12 protein-coding genes are annotated in these 16,638 nt (G+C 53.7%); 11 read left to right on the top strand and 1 reads right to left on the bottom strand.

All coding sequences use genetic code 11. The features are described from left to right. Window positions 1-87 precede the first annotated feature (87 nt). The 5 genes from CKO_RS11090 (at window position 88) to CKO_RS11070 (ending at window position 7,706) form a co-directional block, all read left to right on the top strand. Window positions 88-1,470, top strand: a complete 1,383-nt coding sequence (locus CKO_RS11090; protein ID WP_024130572.1) for an efflux transporter outer membrane subunit — start codon at window positions 88-90, stop codon at window positions 1,468-1,470. A gap of 31 nt (window positions 1,471-1,501) precedes the next feature. Then, on the top strand, window positions 1,502-1,849 hold the full coding sequence (gene cusF, locus CKO_RS11085) for a cation efflux system protein CusF (RefSeq protein WP_024130571.1): 348 nt from the start codon (window positions 1,502-1,504) through the stop codon (window positions 1,847-1,849). A 98-nt stretch (window positions 1,850-1,947) separates the two neighbouring features. Further along, window positions 1,948-3,225, top strand: a complete 1,278-nt coding sequence (locus CKO_RS11080) for an efflux RND transporter periplasmic adaptor subunit (protein WP_024130570.1) — start codon at window positions 1,948-1,950, stop codon at window positions 3,223-3,225. Between the two features lie 11 nt (window positions 3,226-3,236). Further along, window positions 3,237-6,383 (top strand): CusA/CzcA family heavy metal efflux RND transporter, encoded by a 3,147-nt coding sequence (locus CKO_RS11075; RefSeq protein ID WP_012133439.1) that lies wholly within the window; start codon window positions 3,237-3,239, stop codon window positions 6,381-6,383. A gap of 627 nt (window positions 6,384-7,010) precedes the next feature. Next, window positions 7,011-7,706 (top strand): flagellar brake protein, encoded by a 696-nt coding sequence (locus CKO_RS11070; RefSeq protein WP_012133436.1) that lies wholly within the window; start codon window positions 7,011-7,013, stop codon window positions 7,704-7,706. A 53-nt stretch (window positions 7,707-7,759) separates the two neighbouring features. Here CKO_RS11070 and CKO_RS11065 read toward each other — a convergent pair whose 3' ends face one another. Further along, the gene (locus CKO_RS11065; protein ID WP_012133435.1) at window positions 7,760-8,935 is read right to left on the bottom strand and encodes a coiled-coil domain-containing protein; all 1,176 of its coding nucleotides are present in this window, start codon (window positions 8,933-8,935) and stop codon (window positions 7,760-7,762) included. A gap of 407 nt (window positions 8,936-9,342) precedes the next feature. On the opposite strand from CKO_RS11065, the gene CKO_RS11060 reads away from it, so the two are divergent. The 6 genes from CKO_RS11060 to CKO_RS11035 all read left to right on the top strand — a co-directional run bounded on the left by CKO_RS11060 (window position 9,343) and on the right by CKO_RS11035 (window position 16,638). Then, window positions 9,343-10,428 carry a YncE family protein gene (locus CKO_RS11060; protein WP_024130569.1) on the top strand — a complete coding sequence of 362 codons (1,086 nt, stop codon included), beginning with the start codon at window positions 9,343-9,345 and terminating at the stop codon, window positions 10,426-10,428. A gap of 125 nt (window positions 10,429-10,553) precedes the next feature. After that, on the top strand, window positions 10,554-11,948 hold the full coding sequence (gene pheP, locus CKO_RS11055) for a phenylalanine transporter (protein ID WP_024130568.1): 1,395 nt from the start codon (window positions 10,554-10,556) through the stop codon (window positions 11,946-11,948). A gap of 198 nt (window positions 11,949-12,146) precedes the next feature. After that, window positions 12,147-13,388, top strand: a complete 1,242-nt coding sequence (locus CKO_RS11050; RefSeq protein WP_012133431.1) for an MFS transporter — start codon at window positions 12,147-12,149, stop codon at window positions 13,386-13,388. 15 nt (window positions 13,389-13,403) lie between these two features. Continuing rightward, window positions 13,404-14,432, top strand: coding sequence for a sugar phosphate isomerase/epimerase family protein (locus tag CKO_RS11045; protein ID WP_012133430.1), 1,029 nt, complete (start codon window positions 13,404-13,406; stop codon window positions 14,430-14,432). Beyond that, complete coding sequence (locus CKO_RS11040; protein WP_012133429.1) at window positions 14,429-15,580, top strand: Gfo/Idh/MocA family protein; 1,152 nt, start codon at window positions 14,429-14,431, stop codon at window positions 15,578-15,580. Before CKO_RS11045 ends, CKO_RS11040 begins: the two co-directional genes overlap by 4 nt. 77 nt (window positions 15,581-15,657) lie before the next feature. Further along, window positions 15,658-16,638, top strand: coding sequence for a LacI family DNA-binding transcriptional regulator (locus tag CKO_RS11035; protein ID WP_012133428.1), 981 nt, complete (start codon window positions 15,658-15,660; stop codon window positions 16,636-16,638).

Genomic DNA, 16,638 nt, shown 5'->3' with positions numbered 1-16,638 from the left:
GGGCCGAACAGAGTCACTTCGTTAAGGTACAGGGCATAAATTCACATTCACTATATGGTTATCAGTCCCGTTGGGACGAGAAACGCTATGCGCAAATTTAAGCTTCTTACCCTCAGCGTGATGCTTGTTCTTACTGGCTGTTCGCTGGCGCCGGACTATCAGCGGCCCGCGTTGCCGGTGCCGCAACAATTCTCCCTGAGCCAGAATGCGCTGGTTTCTGCGCCTGCGGGGTATCAGGAGACCGGCTGGCGAACCTTTTTTGTTGATGAGCAAGTAAAGTCGCTGATCGGCGAGGCGCTACGCAATAACCGTGACTTGCGCATGGCGACGCTGAAAGTGCAGGAAGCCAGAGCGCAATACCGGGTGACGGATGCCGATCGTTATCCGCAGCTTAATTCCGATGCCAGCGGAAGCTGGGAAGGAAAATTAAAGGGTGACAGCAGCAGTACCCGCGAATATGAAGCCGGGCTGAATCTGAGTTTTGATCTGGACTTTTTTGGCCGGCTGAAAAACATGAGTGAGGCTGACCGACAGAACTATTTTGCCAGCGAAGAAGCGCGCCGGGCAGTGCATATCTTATTAATCTCAAACGTGGCGCAAAGTTATTTTAATCAACGGCTGGCGTACGCGCAGTTGCAAATCGCACAAGAAACGCTGGAAAACTATACACGCTCTTACGCATTTGTAGAAAAGCAGTTGCTGACCGGCAGCACGACCGTTCTGGCGCTGGAACAGGCGCGGGGCGTGATTGAAAGCACCCGCAGCGATATTGCGAAACGACAGGGCGAGCTGGCGCAGGCCAATAATGCGCTGCAATTGCTGTTGGGCACTTATTCTGTGCTGCCGGATGACAGGGCGCGCGATAGCGGAGATATTAAAAACGTGACGCTCCCGCCGTCGCTTTCCTCGCAAATCTTGTTGCAGCGCCCGGATATTATGGAAGCTGAACATACGTTGATGGCGGCGAATGCCAATATTGGCGCGGCGCGCGCGGCCTTTTTTCCCTCCATTACCCTGACCAGCGGGGTGTCCGGCAGCAGCAGCGATCTCTCCCGTTTATTTAATGCCGCGAGCGGGATGTGGAATTTTATCCCGAAAGTGGAACTGCCGATTTTTAACGCCGGACGTAATCAGGCCAACCTCGATCTGGCGGAAATTCGCCAGCAGCAATCGGTTGTGAATTATGAACAGAAGATCCAGACCGCGTTTAAAGAGGTGGCGGATGCGCTGGCTTTGCGCCAAAGCCTGACCGACCAGATAACCGCGCAACAGCGTTATCTGAGCTCGCTGCGTATTACGCTGCAACGCGCCAGAGCGCTCTATCAGCATGGCGCGGTCAGCTATATCGAAGTGCTGGATGCGGAGCGCTCTCTGTTTTCAACCCAGCAAACGTTACTCGATCTGAATTACGCCCGACAGGCTAATGAAATTACGCTGTTCACCGCGCTGGGCGGCGGTTGGGTGGAATAAAAATTTATCGTTATTTTCAGGAGAAAGCATGATGAACAATACAGTAAAAGCGGCGATTTTGGGTCTGTTCTCCGCCGTGGTATTTAACGTTCAGGCGAATGAACACCACCACGGCGAGATGATGAATAACGCATCAGCGGCGCAGCAGGAGCAGGTGATTCATTCAACCGGCGTGGTTAAAGCCATCGACAAAGACACGAAAAAAGTGACTATCGATCATGAACCTATTCCGGCGGTCAACTGGCCTGCGATGACGATGCGCTTTACCCTGACCCCGGAAACCCGTTCCGGTGACATTAAACCCGGCGACAAAGTGGCGTTTACTTTCGTTCAGCAGGGCAATCTCTCTTTATTACGCGATATTCAGGTCAGCCAGTAAAGCGTATTCGCTGTCTCTTTGTTCTTGCCCGGGTTTACAGAAGCGCGGGCATTTCTCCCGCGTAACTGATCCAGAAAATGGATCGAATGGAAGTCACTATGGCGTCTTTAAAAATAAAAACTACCGCGCTTATTCTCGGCAGTATGATCGTCGGAGGGATTATCTCGGTCGGCGTTTACGCTTATTTTTCGTCTGCGCATCAGCCTGTCGATACTGCGCCTGCCTCCGAAAAAGAGGCCCGTAAGGTTCTGTTCTGGTATGACCCCATGTATCCGAATACGCGCTTTGATAAGCCCGGTAAATCGCCGTTTATGGATATGGACCTGGTGGCGAAATACGCTGACGAAGAGTCAGACACGACCTCTGCGCCAGGCGTGCGTATCGATCCGGTACAGACGCAGAATTTAGGGTTAAAGACGGAGGCTGTCCGCCGTGGGCCGCTGCGCTACGCGCAAACTTTTCCGGCTAACGTCAGTTTCAATGAATACCAGTTTGTGATTGTGCAGGCGCGTTCCGCTGGCTTTATCGATAAAGTCTGGCCGCTGACGGTGGGGGATAAAATTAAGAAAGGAACGCCGCTGATCGACCTGACCATTCCTGACTGGGTTGAAGCCCAGAGTGAATATTTACTGCTGCGGGAAACGGGCGGTACGGCAACGCAGGTGGAAGGCATTCTTGAACGACTGCGTCTGGCCGGGATGCCGGAAGAGGATATCCGCCGCTTAGTCTCAACCCGTAAAATTCAGACCCGCTTTACCCTGAAAGCGCCTATTGATGGGGTGATCACCGCGTTCGATCTGCGCGCCGGGATGAATATCGCCAAAGATAACGTGGTGGCGAAAATCCAGGGGATGGACCCGGTGTGGATCAGTGCGGCCGTTCCTGAATCCATCGCATGGCTGATTAAAGATGCCTCGCAGTTCGATATTACCGTGCCCGCGTGGCCGGATAAACGCTTCACCATCAGTAAATGGGCGATTCTGCCAAGCGTGGACGCCACCACCCGTACCCTCCAGTTGCGCTTACAGGTTGATAACCCGGATGAAGCGCTCAAGCCTGGAATGAATGCGTACCTGAAGCTGAAAACGCAAAGCGAACCGATGCTGCTAATCCCGTCTAAGGCATTGATTGATAACGGAACGGAACAGCGGGTGATCGCCGTCGACAACGACGGTCGTTTTGTGCCGAAACAGGTCTCGGTGTTCCATGAGTCACAAGGTGTGACGGCGATTCGCGCCGGGCTTGCCGAAGGTGAAAAAGTGGTCTCCAGCGGACTGTTCCTGATTGACTCCGAAGCCAATATCTCCGGCGCGCTGGATCGTATGCGGGCGCAATCTTCCTCTGCTGCGCCCGATCATGCGGCCCATTCACATTGAGGGAATGACAAATGATTGAATGGATTATCCGCCGCTCCGTAGCGAACCGTTTTCTGGTTGTGATGGGGGCGCTGTTCCTCAGCATCTGGGGAACCTGGACCATCATTAACACGCCGGTTGATGCGCTGCCTGACCTGTCTGACGTGCAGGTAATTGTGAAAACCAGCTATCCGGGACAGGCGCCGCAGATTGTTGAAAATCAGGTGACCTATCCATTGACGACCACCATGCTGTCGGTGCCAGGCGCGAAGACGGTGCGCGGTTTCTCGCAGTTTGGCGATTCTTACGTGTACGTCATTTTTGAAGATGGTACCGATCCCTACTGGGCGCGTTCCCGCGTGCTGGAGTACCTCAATCAGGTGCAGGGGAAACTGCCTGCGGGCGTCAGCGCGGAAATGGGGCCAGACGCCACTGGTGTCGGTTGGATATTTGAATATGCGCTGGTGGATCGCAGCGGTAAACACGATCTGGCGGAACTGCGCTCTTTACAGGACTGGTTTTTAAAGTATGAGCTGAAAACCATTCCGAATGTGGCGGAAGTGGCCTCGGTCGGCGGCGTGGTGAAAGAGTACCAGGTCGTTATCGACCCGATGAAACTCACGCAGTATGGCATTAGCCTTGCGCAGGTGAAGTCGGCTCTGGATATGTCCAACCAGGAGGCGGGGGGCTCCTCCGTCGAACTGTCAGAAGCGGAATACATGGTTCGCGCCAGCGGCTATTTGCAGACCCTCGATGACTTCAACAACATTGTGCTGAAATCCGGTGAGAACGGCGTTCCGGTGTACCTTCGCGATGTCGCCCGCGTACAGATTGGCCCGGAAATGCGCCGGGGCATTGCTGAACTGAACGGCGAAGGCGAAGTAGCGGGCGGGGTGGTGATCCTGCGTTCCGGTAAAAACGCCCGGGACGTTATTTCCGCCGTGAAGACGAAGCTGGAAACGCTGAAAAGCAGCCTGCCGGAAGGCGTTGACGTCGTGACAACCTACGATCGCAGCCAGCTGATTGACCGCGCTATTGATAACCTCAGCTACAAATTGCTCGAAGAGTTTATTGTGGTTGCGCTGGTCTGCGCGCTGTTCCTGTGGCATGTCCGCTCTGCGCTGGTGGCGATCATTTCGTTGCCGCTGGGCCTCTGTATTGCCTTTATCGTGATGCATTTTCAGGGGCTGAACGCCAATATTATGTCGCTCGGCGGGATCGCCATTGCGGTAGGGGCAATGGTGGATGCCGCGATTGTGATGATCGAAAACGCGCATAAGCGGCTGGAGGAGTGGGCGCACCAGCATCCCGGCGACCCGCTGGATAACGAAACGCGCTGGAAGGTTATCACGAACGCCTCGGTGGAAGTGGGCCCGGCGCTGTTTATCAGCCTGCTGATTATTACCCTGTCGTTCATCCCGATTTTTACCCTCGAAGGGCAGGAAGGACGTCTGTTCGGCCCGTTGGCATTCACCAAAACCTATGCGATGGCAGGGGCGGCCTTCCTGGCGATCGTGGTGATCCCGATCCTGATGGGCTACTGGATTCGCGGCAAGATCCCGGCAGAGAGCAGTAATCCGCTTAACCGCTTTTTGATCCGCATTTATCACCCGCTGCTGTTGAAAGTGCTGCACTGGCCGAAGACCACGCTGCTGGTGGCGGTACTTTCGATCCTGACGGTCATCTGGCCGCTTAATAAAGTGGGCGGGGAGTTCTTACCGCAAATTAACGAGGGCGATCTGCTGTATATGCCTTCCACGCTACCGGGGATTTCGGCGGCGCAGGCGGCGGATATGCTGCAAAAAACCGATAAGCTGATCATGACGGTGCCGGAAGTGGCGCGCGTGTTCGGCAAAACCGGCAAGGCGGAAACGGCCACCGACTCTGCGCCGCTGGAGATGGTGGAAACGACGATCCAACTGAAACCGCAGGATCAGTGGCGACCGGGAATGACGATGGACAAAATCATCGAAGAACTGGATAAAACGGTGCGCTTACCGGGGCTGGCGAATCTGTGGGTGCCGCCAATCCGTAACCGAATCGACATGTTGTCTACCGGGATAAAAAGTCCGATTGGTATTAAAGTGTCCGGCACCGTGCTGGCTGATATTGATGCCACGGCGGAGCAGATCGAAGAGGTTGCCAGAACCGTACCGGGCGTTGCGTCGGCGCTGGCGGAACGGCTGGAAGGAGGCCGTTACCTCAATATCGACATTCATCGTGAAAAAGCCGCCCGTTACGGGATGACCGTCGGTGATGTACAACTGTTTATTACTTCCGCAGTCGGTGGGGCGATGGTAAGCGAAACCGTGGAGGGGATTGCGCGTTATCCCATTAACCTGCGCTACCCGCAACGCTATCGCGACAGCCCGGAAACCTTACGTCAACTGCCGATTCTGACGCCAATGCAGCAGCAAATTACCCTGGCGGATGTGGCGGACGTGAAGATCGCGCCAGGACCGTCGATGTTGAAAACCGAAAATGCCCGACCTGCAAGCTGGATCTATATTGATGCGCGCGATCGTGACATGGTGTCGGTAGTTAACGATCTGAAAAAAGCGATCGCGGAAAAGGTGCAGTTGAAACCGGGAACCAGCGTGGCGTTTTCCGGGCAGTTTGAGCTGCTTGAACGCGCCAGCCATAAGCTGAAGCTGATGGTGCCGATGACGCTGATGATTATTTTCGTTCTGCTGTATCTGGCGTTTCGTCGGGTGGGGGAAGCGCTGCTGATCATTACCAGCGTTCCTTTCGCCCTGGTCGGCGGGATCTGGTTCCTGTACTGGATGGGCTTTCATTTGTCCGTTGCCACCGGAACAGGATTCATCGCGCTGGCAGGCGTCGCCGCAGAGTTTGGCGTGGTCATGCTGATGTACTTGCGTCATGCGATTGAAGCGGAGCCGTCTCTGGATAATCCACAAACCTTTACGGCAGAGAAACTTGATGAGGCGCTGTACCACGGTGCGGTTCTCCGCGTGCGGCCAAAGGCCATGACCGTGGCGGTGATTATCGCCGGTCTGTTACCTATTTTATGGGGAACCGGGGCGGGTTCAGAAGTGATGAGCCGTATTGCCGCGCCGATGATTGGCGGTATGATCACCGCGCCGCTGCTGTCGCTATTTATCATTCCGGCGGCGTATAAACTGATGTGGTTGCGCACGCATCAACATAAGCGCTCATAACGTTATACCTGCTGCGCCAGTCGTCCGGCTCGTGGAGTACGCTTCATGGGCCGGATGAGATGCCATAGCGTATTGAACGGTGAATTATGTTTATCTTTTAAAATCAAGTTATTACTGTTGCGTGGTGAATATTTTGTCTTTATCGCCGCAAAGAAAGTAAGCCTTAACAGGTTAATTTATTTTAAGTGTTTCTGCTCAGGTTCATTATTATTTTTTCCCTCCTGACGTTACATTTTTGTTCTCCAGATCTTCTTCAATATTAAAGACGATGCCGCAGTGTAAATTCCACGCATAATGAAAAAATCCGACAGTCTACTCCTTTAGTTTATATTGCAATCCCTCTTTTTTTATTTCAGAATCGCGGCGCGAGCAGCGATGTTATTCCAAATTGTTATAATTTTGAGTTAAATTTGTATTGTGTAGCACATAAGTTACGCTAACTTTAATCATTTATGAATGTTTTTATGTATCAATAAAACGGCAAAAATAGTTAAAAACTTAATTTCTCACGAATTATTTGATCTGGAATCCATTATGGTAATCAAAAGCCAGGGATGGGGGACGATTTTGCGTTTTTCACATAAACGAGAATGAGATGTATCTCGAATAAAAAATAAGGACTTGCTGATGAGTTTTGGATTGATGAAGGATAACAAGTTTGAAATTATCGCTGTTTTCCGTGAAGAGCTACTAAAGAAGACTAAACTAGAGCTTAAATATGCCAACACTAGTGTGGTCACGCAGCTGGAAAAAGTTGATTTTGAACATTTTGTTATCCCTCACCATAAGGATATTGTCACCAAAAAGATCCAAACGTTTATTCTTCACAGTGAAAATGGAATTATAAAATTTAACGCCAGAATTGATCAGGAAATGTCAGACGGCATGGAGAATGCGCTGGCGTATTTCATTCCCGAGATGGTCTTTCTTATACAACGACGCCAGCATCAGCGCTTCTCCTTCCTGAAGGGACACAGTTTCAACTGCTTTGGACGATATAAAAATGGAGAGAATTATTCTTTCAAAATTAAAAATATGTCCAGGGGGGGATGCGCATTAATTGCGCAGGATGCGAATACGCGTTTTCTCTATAAAGATGCCGTCATAAAAGGCGCGTCTCTGGATTTTGAACAATTCGGCTATTTGCAACTCGACTTAAAAGTGGTGGATGTGGTGATGGTCAATGAATTTGATGCAGAGAATCAGCTGTATTCCTGTTATCAGGTCTCCTGTCGTTTTGATTTTAAAAATTCGCGTGAAGAAGCAGAGATCGAAAGAATCATCATTAGTTTTTTAATGGGCAATAAAGTTCGACGGCTATAAAGGGTAAAGGGTGGTCATGATGATGTTGTGAGCTGCCTCCCTGACGCTCCGCCTTACCCGGCGAGGATCTCTTGTTCCGCATGTTTTACCTGAACTTCCAGCGTATCGCGAATTTCCGCTAATGCGCGCTCCTGCTCAGCAAAGTACGCTTCTTTGTCGGTTACGGATGTGGCAAGACGCCAGGCGTTCTCCGTTTCCAGCTCGCTTATCTCTTTGAGCAGGGCGTTAATTTGCGTTCTGAGTTGCTCTATCTTACTGCGCAGATGGGCAAGATTGTTCAGCCTGTCGCTCGCCAGCATCGGCTCCAGACCGCTTTGCAACTGGGTAAGTAGCGAACGGATCGTGGCCAGGTCGGCATTCTGCCTGGCCTGGTTAAGTTGAACCATCATCTGGTGCGCTTTTTCTTTCAGCTCATCGGCGACCACGTCCGGGTGGCAGAGTCGGCTGGCCTGGCGCCACAGGCGTTTAAGCTCATTACGTTCATCAGCAGAGAGGCGCTGATCGCGCGCATAGCGGTGCTGCGCATCCTGATGCTGCTCCTGATATTCCTCATATTCGTGATCGGCCTCTTCACGCGCCTGTCGGGTTGCGCTGTCATCCTGACGCGAGAAATCATTCTCCAGCTCGCGAATTTCCGCCAGCAGGGAGGTGATAAGTTCCGTCTGCTGCTGAATACGCTCTCTGGTTTCCACCGCTTCCCGGGAGGTTGAGCTAAGGCTTACCCAGTGCTGTTTAAGCTTCACTAACTGATCGATAGCCTGAGAAATATACTGCTGGCAGGACTGATAGTCCTTTTCACGTCGTCTGAGTTCGGCCTCTTGCCTACGCTGCGCGCTGGCGGCCAGCTGTTTGCGTAGCTCCAGAATACGGCCCATGAGCGGGCCGAGGCGCAAGTGATACAAATCGTTGAAATCGTCGAGGATCTGGATGCGGGCATTGCGTTTGTCGATCAGCTCGCGTAGCTGCGTTTCGAGCGCCTTCAGTTCCAGCTTGCTGGCGGCGATGCCGGGGTCCTGCCACGTCGAGACGGCGCGCTGGGACTGTAACCAGGCGGCAATTTCACGCATCGCGTCGCCGAAACGTCGCTCCTCGATCGCCAGGGCAATGGTGCCGATGGCCGCATCCAGAGAGGCGTCTTTCAGGTGCGCAAGTTGCTGATGGATGATCTCCTCATCCTCAAGTTCGATGGCGCTTTTGACGATCTCTAACCGTTTAATGATTTTATTCATGACAGCCGATGCCCGACGTGACTCAAAAACGAGTGACAGATAGTAGATCCGACTCACGCGTTTGAAAATATAGAAAAAAAATTAAAACATATTCTGTGGTGTGTGAAGCCTTTTCGTCCAGAACAATTCACGAAAATTATACGACGTGCCCTGGTATGTCCATCTGGCTTGTACTTCAAACCACCGTTTTGAAATTTCGTCTTTCGGGTGAATTATTCTTGCTTCGCTAAAGAGAATAAGTATAGTTCTCATTCTCTTTATTATTTAATGGCCTGGCGGCGAATGCGCTTACGGTTCGTAAGACTTTCCCTCTCTACACGGATGGTTCATCACGTCACTGCCGCGTGCAAAGGACGTTATCAGGCTTTTTTCACATGGTTCACATTACCCAGGTAAGGATTTCCAAAATGAAAAAGACAACATCCGCGTTGGCCCTGCTGATTGCCGTTGCATTAAGTGGTTGTGCGGCCACTTCCGGTTCTTCAACCCCCGTTGCGCCGCAGGCAACGCCGACTGCGCCAGCCGTTGCGACCGATGTTCAGAAACGTGATTTAGCCGATGGACTGTATGAAATGGCGTTAAGCCCGTCAGGCGATGCGCTTTACGTTGCCAGCGCCGAAGGTTTTAAAGATGTGCAGGGCGGGGTGGTCTACAAACTGGATCCGAAGACGCTGAAAACCATTGGCGCCAGCCACACTGACCTGAAAAACTTCGGTATGGCGATTTCGCCGGACGGTAAAACCGTCTATGTCACCAATTCGCTGGATGGCGGCGTGAGCGCGCTGAATACCGCTGACGGCAAAGTGAAAAACCGTGTGCTCTTCCCGGAACGTAACCCGGAAGGATTCCCGTACGGCGCGCGTCAGGTTCTGCTGCATAACGGCCTGCTGTATATCGGCGCCGTTGCCGATCCGGCGGTGATCTGGGTCGTCGATGCCGACACCCTGAAGCTGAAAACCCGCATCAAAAATACCGGTAAATGGATGACCGGTCTGCACTACTCTGACAGCACGCAGCGTATCTATGCCGCGAATGGCGGCGGTGAAATTCTGGTTATCAATCCTCGCACGCAGCGCGTAGAAAAACGCTGGAAACCGCTGGGTGATAAACCGGCGCTGCTGCTGAATATGGCGGAAGATACGCAAACCGGTCGCCTGTTTGTTACCGACAACTCCAAAGCGAAAACCACGCTGGTGCTGGATATCCATACGGGCAAACTTATCAAACAGCTGGATGTGGGTGATTCCTTATCGGTGAAATTCAACCCGAAACGCAATGAGCTTTATATTTCTCAGCGTGAGTCCGGGAAGTTGCTCAGCCTCAACGCGACGGATTACAGCGTGAAGAAATCCTGGGATCTGCCGCCGAATCCAAACAGCCTGCTGCTGTCCGCCGATGGTCAGACGCTGTATGTCACGGTGAAACAGAAATTCAATAAAGATCACTCGACTGATGCGCCAGACAGCGTGGTGCGTATTGATCTGAACAAATAATAAATAGCGTCGCCTCGGGGCGTCAGGCAGGGATGCCTGGCGCATCCCTGAGGATTGTGCCTTGCGGCAACTATAGCGAAATGTTAAAAGGTGCCCCTTCAATAAAAACGATACAGGGGTAGGGCGTGAAAAACGCGTCAACTGCATCTGGCAACAGTTTGCCTGATGCTGCGTCGAACGGAGAGCCGACGCTTCAACGGGGGTTGCAAAACCGCCATATTCAATTGATTGCGCTGGGCGGCGCAATTGGTACAGGTCTGTTTCTGGGGATTGGCCCCGCCATTCAAATGGCTGGCCCGGCGGTTCTGCTGGGTTACGGCGTCGCCGGAATTATCGCTTTCCTCATCATGCGCCAGCTGGGTGAAATGGTGGTTGAAGAACCCGTTTCCGGCTCTTTCGCGCACTTTGCATACAAATACTGGGGCCCCTTCGCCGGTTTTCTTTCCGGCTGGAACTACTGGGTCATGTTCGTACTGGTCGGGATGGCGGAGCTGACTGCCGCCGGTATCTATATGCAATACTGGCTTCCCGATGTTCCAACCTGGATCTGGGCCGCCGCGTTCTTCATTATCATCAACGCCGTTAACCTCGTGAACGTGCGCCTGTACGGTGAAACGGAGTTCTGGTTTGCGCTAATCAAAGTGCTGGCGATTATCGGCATGATCGGCTTTGGCCTGTGGATGCTCTTTTCTGGTAACGGGGGAGAACATGCCAGTATCGAGAACCTCTGGCGCTACAACGGCTTTTTCGCTACCGGCTGGAACGGGCTGATCCTCTCTCTGGCGGTGATCATGTTCTCTTTCGGCGGGCTTGAGCTTATTGGGATCACCGCCGCTGAAGCGCGCGATCCGCATAAAAGCATTCCAAAAGCGGTGAATCAGGTGGTTTACCGTATTCTGCTGTTTTATATCGGTTCGCTGGTGGTGCTGTTAGCGCTTTATCCGTGGGTGGAAGTGCAATCCAACAGCAGCCCGTTCGTGATGATTTTCCATAATCTCGACAGTAACGTGGTGGCTTCTGCGCTGAACTTTGTCATTCTGGTGGCCTCGCTGTCGGTTTATAACAGTGGCGTCTATTCCAACAGCCGTATGCTGTTCGGTCTTTCCGTTCAGGGAAATGCGCCGAAGTTTTTAACCCGCGTCAGTCGCCGTGGCGTACCGGTGAACTCGTTGGTGCTCTCTGGCGCTATCACCTCGTTGGTGGTACTCATCAACTATCTGCTGCCGCAGAAAGCCTTTGGCTTACTGATGGCGCTGGTGGTCGCCACGCTGCTGCTGAACTGGATTATGATCTGCCTGGCGCACCTGCGTTTTCGCGCGGCGATGCGGCGCAAAGGTCGCGATACGCAGTTCAGGGCGTTGCTGTACCCTGCCGGGAACTACCTGTGCATTGCTTTTCTGGCGATGATTCTGGTTCTGATGTGTACCATTGACGATATGCGCCTGTCGGCGATATTGCTGCCGGTATGGATACTGTTCCTGTTCGTTGCCTTTAAATTACTGCGCCGTAAAACCCGTTAATCCTGCTGCCCGGTGGCGTTGCGCTTACCGGGCCTGCACAGCCGCCACCCGCAACATCGCGCGCCGCGCCACGCTTCACCTTTATCGTGACTCTCCTCGCAATTCTTATTTGATCCGCAGGATCTTTGTTTTGTAATCGATTACTTTTCATTTTGAGTTTATTTGTAATCGATTACTTTTTAAAGGTGAGGCAAAAAAATGGTGTCGACAACCGAAAGTAGTGGAAAACAGACCGTACAGTACCGGCTGCTGGTGCCGAGACTGTCGTTAATGATGTTCTTACAGTTCTTCATCTGGGGGAGCTGGTCGGTGACGCTGGGGCTGGTGATGACCCAGTACAACATGTCGCTGCTGATTGGCGATGCGTTTTCCGCCGGGCCGATCGCCTCCATCCTGTCGCCGTTTGTACTGGGGATGCTGGTGGATCGCTTCTTTGCGTCGCAAAAAGTGATGGCGGTGATGCATGTGGCGGGGGCGGCGATTCTGTGGTTTGTACCGCAGGCGCTGGTGGCGCAAAACGGGGCATTGCTCATCGGGCTGCTGTTTGGCTATACGCTGTGCTACATGCCAACGCTGGCGCTGACCAACAACATCGCCTTTCATAGCCTGTCAGATAAAGATAAAACCTTCCCGGTTGTACGCGTGTTCGGCACGATTGGCTGGATTGTGGCCGGTATTTTTATCGGCGTGACGGGGATTTCCGACACCACCGGGATCTTCACGCTTGCCGCGCTCTGCTCTGTGATTCTGGCGCTCTACAGCCTGACGCTGCCGCACACCCCTGCGCCAGCGAAGGGGTTGCCGGTGAAGATACGCGATCTTCTTTGCGCTGATGCGTTTGCATTACTCAAGACCCGCCACTTCTTTGTGTTCTCGCTTTGCGCGACGTTAATCTCCGTGCCGCTGGGGACTTACTACGCCTATACCGCCTCGTTCCTGGCGGATGCTGGCGTGGGCGATGTCAGCACCGCGATGTCATTCGGCCAGATGTCCGAAATCGTCTTTATGCTGGTGATCCCCTTCCTGTTCCGCCGTCTGGGGGTGAAATACATGCTGCTGATCGGGATGTGCGCCTGGTTTGTCCGTTATGCCTTCTTTGCGCTCGGCATCAGCGAAGAGGGGCGCTTCCTGCTCTATCTCGGTATTTTGCTTCATGGCGTGTGTTATGACTTTTTCTTTGTCGTGGGTTTTATCTATACCGACCGCATTGCCGGAGAAAAGGTGAAAGGGCAGGCGCAAAGTATGATCGTCATGTTTACCTATGGCATCGGTATGCTGCTCGGCTCGCAGATCTCCGGCGCGCTGTACAACCGCCTGGTTGCGGGGCAGGCGGTTCCCCAGGCCTGGGTGACGTTCTGGTGGCTCCCGGCAGTGGCCGCTGCGGTGATTGCCGCGATTTTCCTTTTCGCTTTCAAGTATGACGAGAAAGAGCTGGCGTAATTTTCAGGAGGGGTTATGAGAACCATTAAGGGACCGGGTATTTTTCTGGCGCAGTTTATCGGCAGGCAACCCCCGTTTAATACGCTGGAAGGGCTGGCCGGTTGGGCGGCAGGGCTGGGTTATAAGGCCTTGCAGATCCCCTGCAATCATAAAGCGTTGTTTGATGTTGAACAGGCCGCCGTGAGCCAGACCTACTGTGATGATATTCGCGGGATGCTGGCGGATCACGGCCTGGTCATCAGTGAATTATCGACCCATCTTGAAGGTCAACTGATTGCGGTACACCCGGCCTATGATGAGGCGTTTGCCGGTTTTGCGCCGCCGTCGATGCGCGGAAACCCGCAGGCGCGACAGGCATGGGCGACGCAGACGTTGCAACAGGCTGCCGCCGCTTCGCAAAAACTGGGGCTGACCGCACATGCCACCTTCTCCGGTTCGCTCGCCTGGCCCTATTTTTACCCCTGGCCGCCGCATAATCGTCAGCGTTTTGACGAGGCGTTCAGCGAACTGGCGCGCCGCTGGCGACCGATTCTCGACTGCTTTGATGAGCATGGCGTGGACGTGTGTTATGAGATTCACCCCAGCGAAGATTTGCACGATGGCGTTACGTTCGAGCGTTTTTTAGCGCTGGTCGACGATCATCCGCGTTGCCATATTCTGTACGATCCCAGCCACCTGCTGCTGCAACAGATGGATTATCTGGGCTTTGTGGATGTGTACCACTCGCGCATTAAAGCGTTTCATGTGAAAGATGCCGAGTATCGCGCCAGCAGCCGTAGCGGCGTATACGGCGGGTATCAACCCTGGATTGAACGGGCCGGGCGGTTTCGTTCGCCGGGTGACGGACAGGTGGATTTCAAAACGCTGTTCAGCAAGTTCGCCCAATATGATTACCCCGGCTGGGCGGTACTGGAGTGGGAGTGCTGCCTGAAAGAAGCCGCCACCGGCGCGCGTGAGGGCAGTGAATTTATTCGCCGTCATATTATTCCGGTTTCTGAGCATGCGTTTGATGATTTCGCTGCGGGTGATGAGGTACGTAAATGATTCAGGTTGGTATTATCGGAACCGGGTTTATTGGCCCTGCGCATATTGAAGCCTTGCGCCGACCGGGAAACGTATCGGTGGTTGCGCTTTGCGACAGTTCGCTGGAGAAGGCGCAGGAGAAAGCCCGGGCGCTAAACGTTCCGCACGCTTACGGCAGCGTGGAGGCATTACTGGCGCATCCGGGATTGCAGGTGGTACACAACTGCACGCCGAACCATCTTCATGCCGACATCAATCGCCAGGTGTTGCGGGCGGGGTTGTCTGTGTTCTCCGAAAAACCGCTCTGCATGACGCCGGATGAAGCGCGTGAACTGGCCGCGCTGGCGGAGCAGGCGGGGGTGGTGCATGGCGTGAGTTTTGTCTACCGGCAGTTTGCGATGGTGCAGCAGGCCGCCAGCATGGTACGCGCCGGGAGCGTCGGGCGGCAGTTTTCCGTGCAGGGCAGTTATTTGCAGGACTGGATGCTGCTGGAAACCGACTATAACTGGCGCGTAGACCCCGCGCTTGGCGGGAGCTCACGCGCGGTGGCGGATATCGGTTCACACTGGTGCGACACGGTGCAGTTTGTTACCGGAAAGCGGATTGTGGAGGTGATGGCGGATCTTGCCACGGTCTGGCCAACGCGTAAGGCCAGCGTGGAAAGGAACTCGACGTTTACTCAGCCGCTCACGGAGCGCCAGTGGGTAGATAAACCGGTCAGCACGGAAGACAGAGGAGCGGTGCTGGTGCGTTTTGATGACGGCAGCAAAGGCTGTTTCAGCGTTTCACAGGTGAGCGCCGGGCGGAAAAACCAGCTGACATTTGAGATTAACGGCAGTCACTGTTCGCTGGCCTGGGATCAGGAGGTGCCGCAGCAGTTGTGGATCGGCCACCGGCAGCAGGCGAATCAGATCCTGACGGACGATCCCGGATTAATGAACGCGGATGTGGCTGGCAGCGCGCACTTTCCCGGTGGACATATTGAGGGCTGGCCGGATGCCTTTAAAAACATGATGCAGCAGTTTTATCTTGCGGTGCAGGCAGGAAAAATGCCCGCGCCGGAGGTGCGTCGTTTTGCCTCGTTCGCGGACGGTGCTGACGTGATGTATATCATTGACGCCATTGTGAAAAGCCATCAACACCAGCGGTGGGTGAGCGTGATGCGGTAAACCTTCGCCCGGTTCGCCGGAGGGCGATTTTATGGTAGCCTCAACACAAAGCGCAAACCGCAGGATGTGTCGCCGTTATGTCTATTCAAAAAATCGCCCAGCTCGCCGGTGTGTCGGTGGCGACGGTATCACGCGTGCTCAATAACAGTGATACCGTCAAAGCCAAAAACCGCGAGCGCGTGCTGCAAGCCATCAAGGAAAGTAACTATCAGCCCAACCTGCTGGCGCGCCAGCTTCGCACCGCGCGCAGCTCAATGATTCTGGTGATGGTTTCAAATATTGCGAACCCTTTTTGCGCAGAAGTGGTGAAGGGCATTGAAGAAGAGGCGGAGAAAAACGGGTATCGCATTCTGCTGTGTAATTCAGGCTCGGATATGGCGCGTTCAAAATCGGCGCTGAAACTGCTCTCGGGGAAAATTGTCGATGGCATTATCACTATGGACGCGTTTTCAAAATTACCGGAGCTGACCACCATAATCGGCGATGCGCCGTGGGTGCAGTGCGCGGAATACGCCGATAAAGGCGCGGTCTCCTGTGTGGGGATCAATGACGTTGATGCCGCACAGTCGGTCATCTCCCATCTGGTCGAAAAGGGGTATCAGCGGATTGCGCTGATCAACCATGATTTAAGCTATAAATATGCGCGTCTGAGGGAGCGGGGGTATAAGGCGGCGCTTCATGCCTGGTCTCTGGATTATCAGGCGGTAGAGTATGCCAGCGAACTGAGTTCCAGCGCCGGAATGGCGGCGATGGACGTTTTGCTGGCGGCAGAAACGCGCCCGGATGCGGTTTTTGCGGTATCGGATACCCTGGCGGCAGGGGCCATGCGCGCCATTGCCAACGCCGGATTGCGCATCCCGCAGGATATCGCCGTCGTGGGTTTTGACGGTACGGAGCTGGCGGAGATGGTTTCCCCGCAGCTGACCACTATCGAGCAGCCTTCCCGCGATATTGGCCGTAAAGCGGTCGGGCTGCTGCTGAACCGGATTGAACACCCGGATGCGCCAACCGAAAGGGTGATGATGGACTGGCGCTATATTTCCCGCGCCAGTACCTGA

Source organism: Citrobacter koseri ATCC BAA-895, assembly GCF_000018045.1.
In the GTDB taxonomy this organism is placed as follows: Bacteria; Pseudomonadota; Gammaproteobacteria; order Enterobacterales; family Enterobacteriaceae; genus Citrobacter_B; species Citrobacter_B koseri.
Note: the sequence above shows the minus strand (reverse complement) of the source record. Positions and strands in the feature narration are given on the sequence as shown.

Excerpts from the sequence above, each read along its gene's own strand:
- CKO_RS11090 (WP_024130572.1), top strand. The coding sequence starts at position 88 with ATGCGCAAATTTAAGCTTCTTACCCTCAGCGTGATGCTTGTTCTTACT.
- cusF (WP_024130571.1), top strand. The coding sequence starts at position 1,502 with ATGAACAATACAGTAAAAGCGGCGATTTTGGGTCTGTTCTCCGCCGTG.
- CKO_RS11080 (WP_024130570.1), top strand. The coding sequence starts at position 1,948 with ATGGCGTCTTTAAAAATAAAAACTACCGCGCTTATTCTCGGCAGTATG.
- CKO_RS11075 (WP_012133439.1), top strand. The coding sequence starts at position 3,237 with ATGATTGAATGGATTATCCGCCGCTCCGTAGCGAACCGTTTTCTGGTT.
- CKO_RS11070 (WP_012133436.1), top strand. The coding sequence starts at position 7,011 with ATGAGTTTTGGATTGATGAAGGATAACAAGTTTGAAATTATCGCTGTT.
- CKO_RS11065 (WP_012133435.1), bottom strand. The coding sequence starts at position 8,935 with ATGAATAAAATCATTAAACGGTTAGAGATCGTCAAAAGCGCCATCGAA.
- CKO_RS11060 (WP_024130569.1), top strand. The coding sequence starts at position 9,343 with ATGAAAAAGACAACATCCGCGTTGGCCCTGCTGATTGCCGTTGCATTA.
- CKO_RS11050 (WP_012133431.1), top strand. The coding sequence starts at position 12,147 with ATGGTGTCGACAACCGAAAGTAGTGGAAAACAGACCGTACAGTACCGG.
- CKO_RS11045 (WP_012133430.1), top strand. The coding sequence starts at position 13,404 with ATGAGAACCATTAAGGGACCGGGTATTTTTCTGGCGCAGTTTATCGGC.
- CKO_RS11040 (WP_012133429.1), top strand. The coding sequence starts at position 14,429 with ATGATTCAGGTTGGTATTATCGGAACCGGGTTTATTGGCCCTGCGCAT.
- CKO_RS11035 (WP_012133428.1), top strand. The coding sequence starts at position 15,658 with ATGTCTATTCAAAAAATCGCCCAGCTCGCCGGTGTGTCGGTGGCGACG.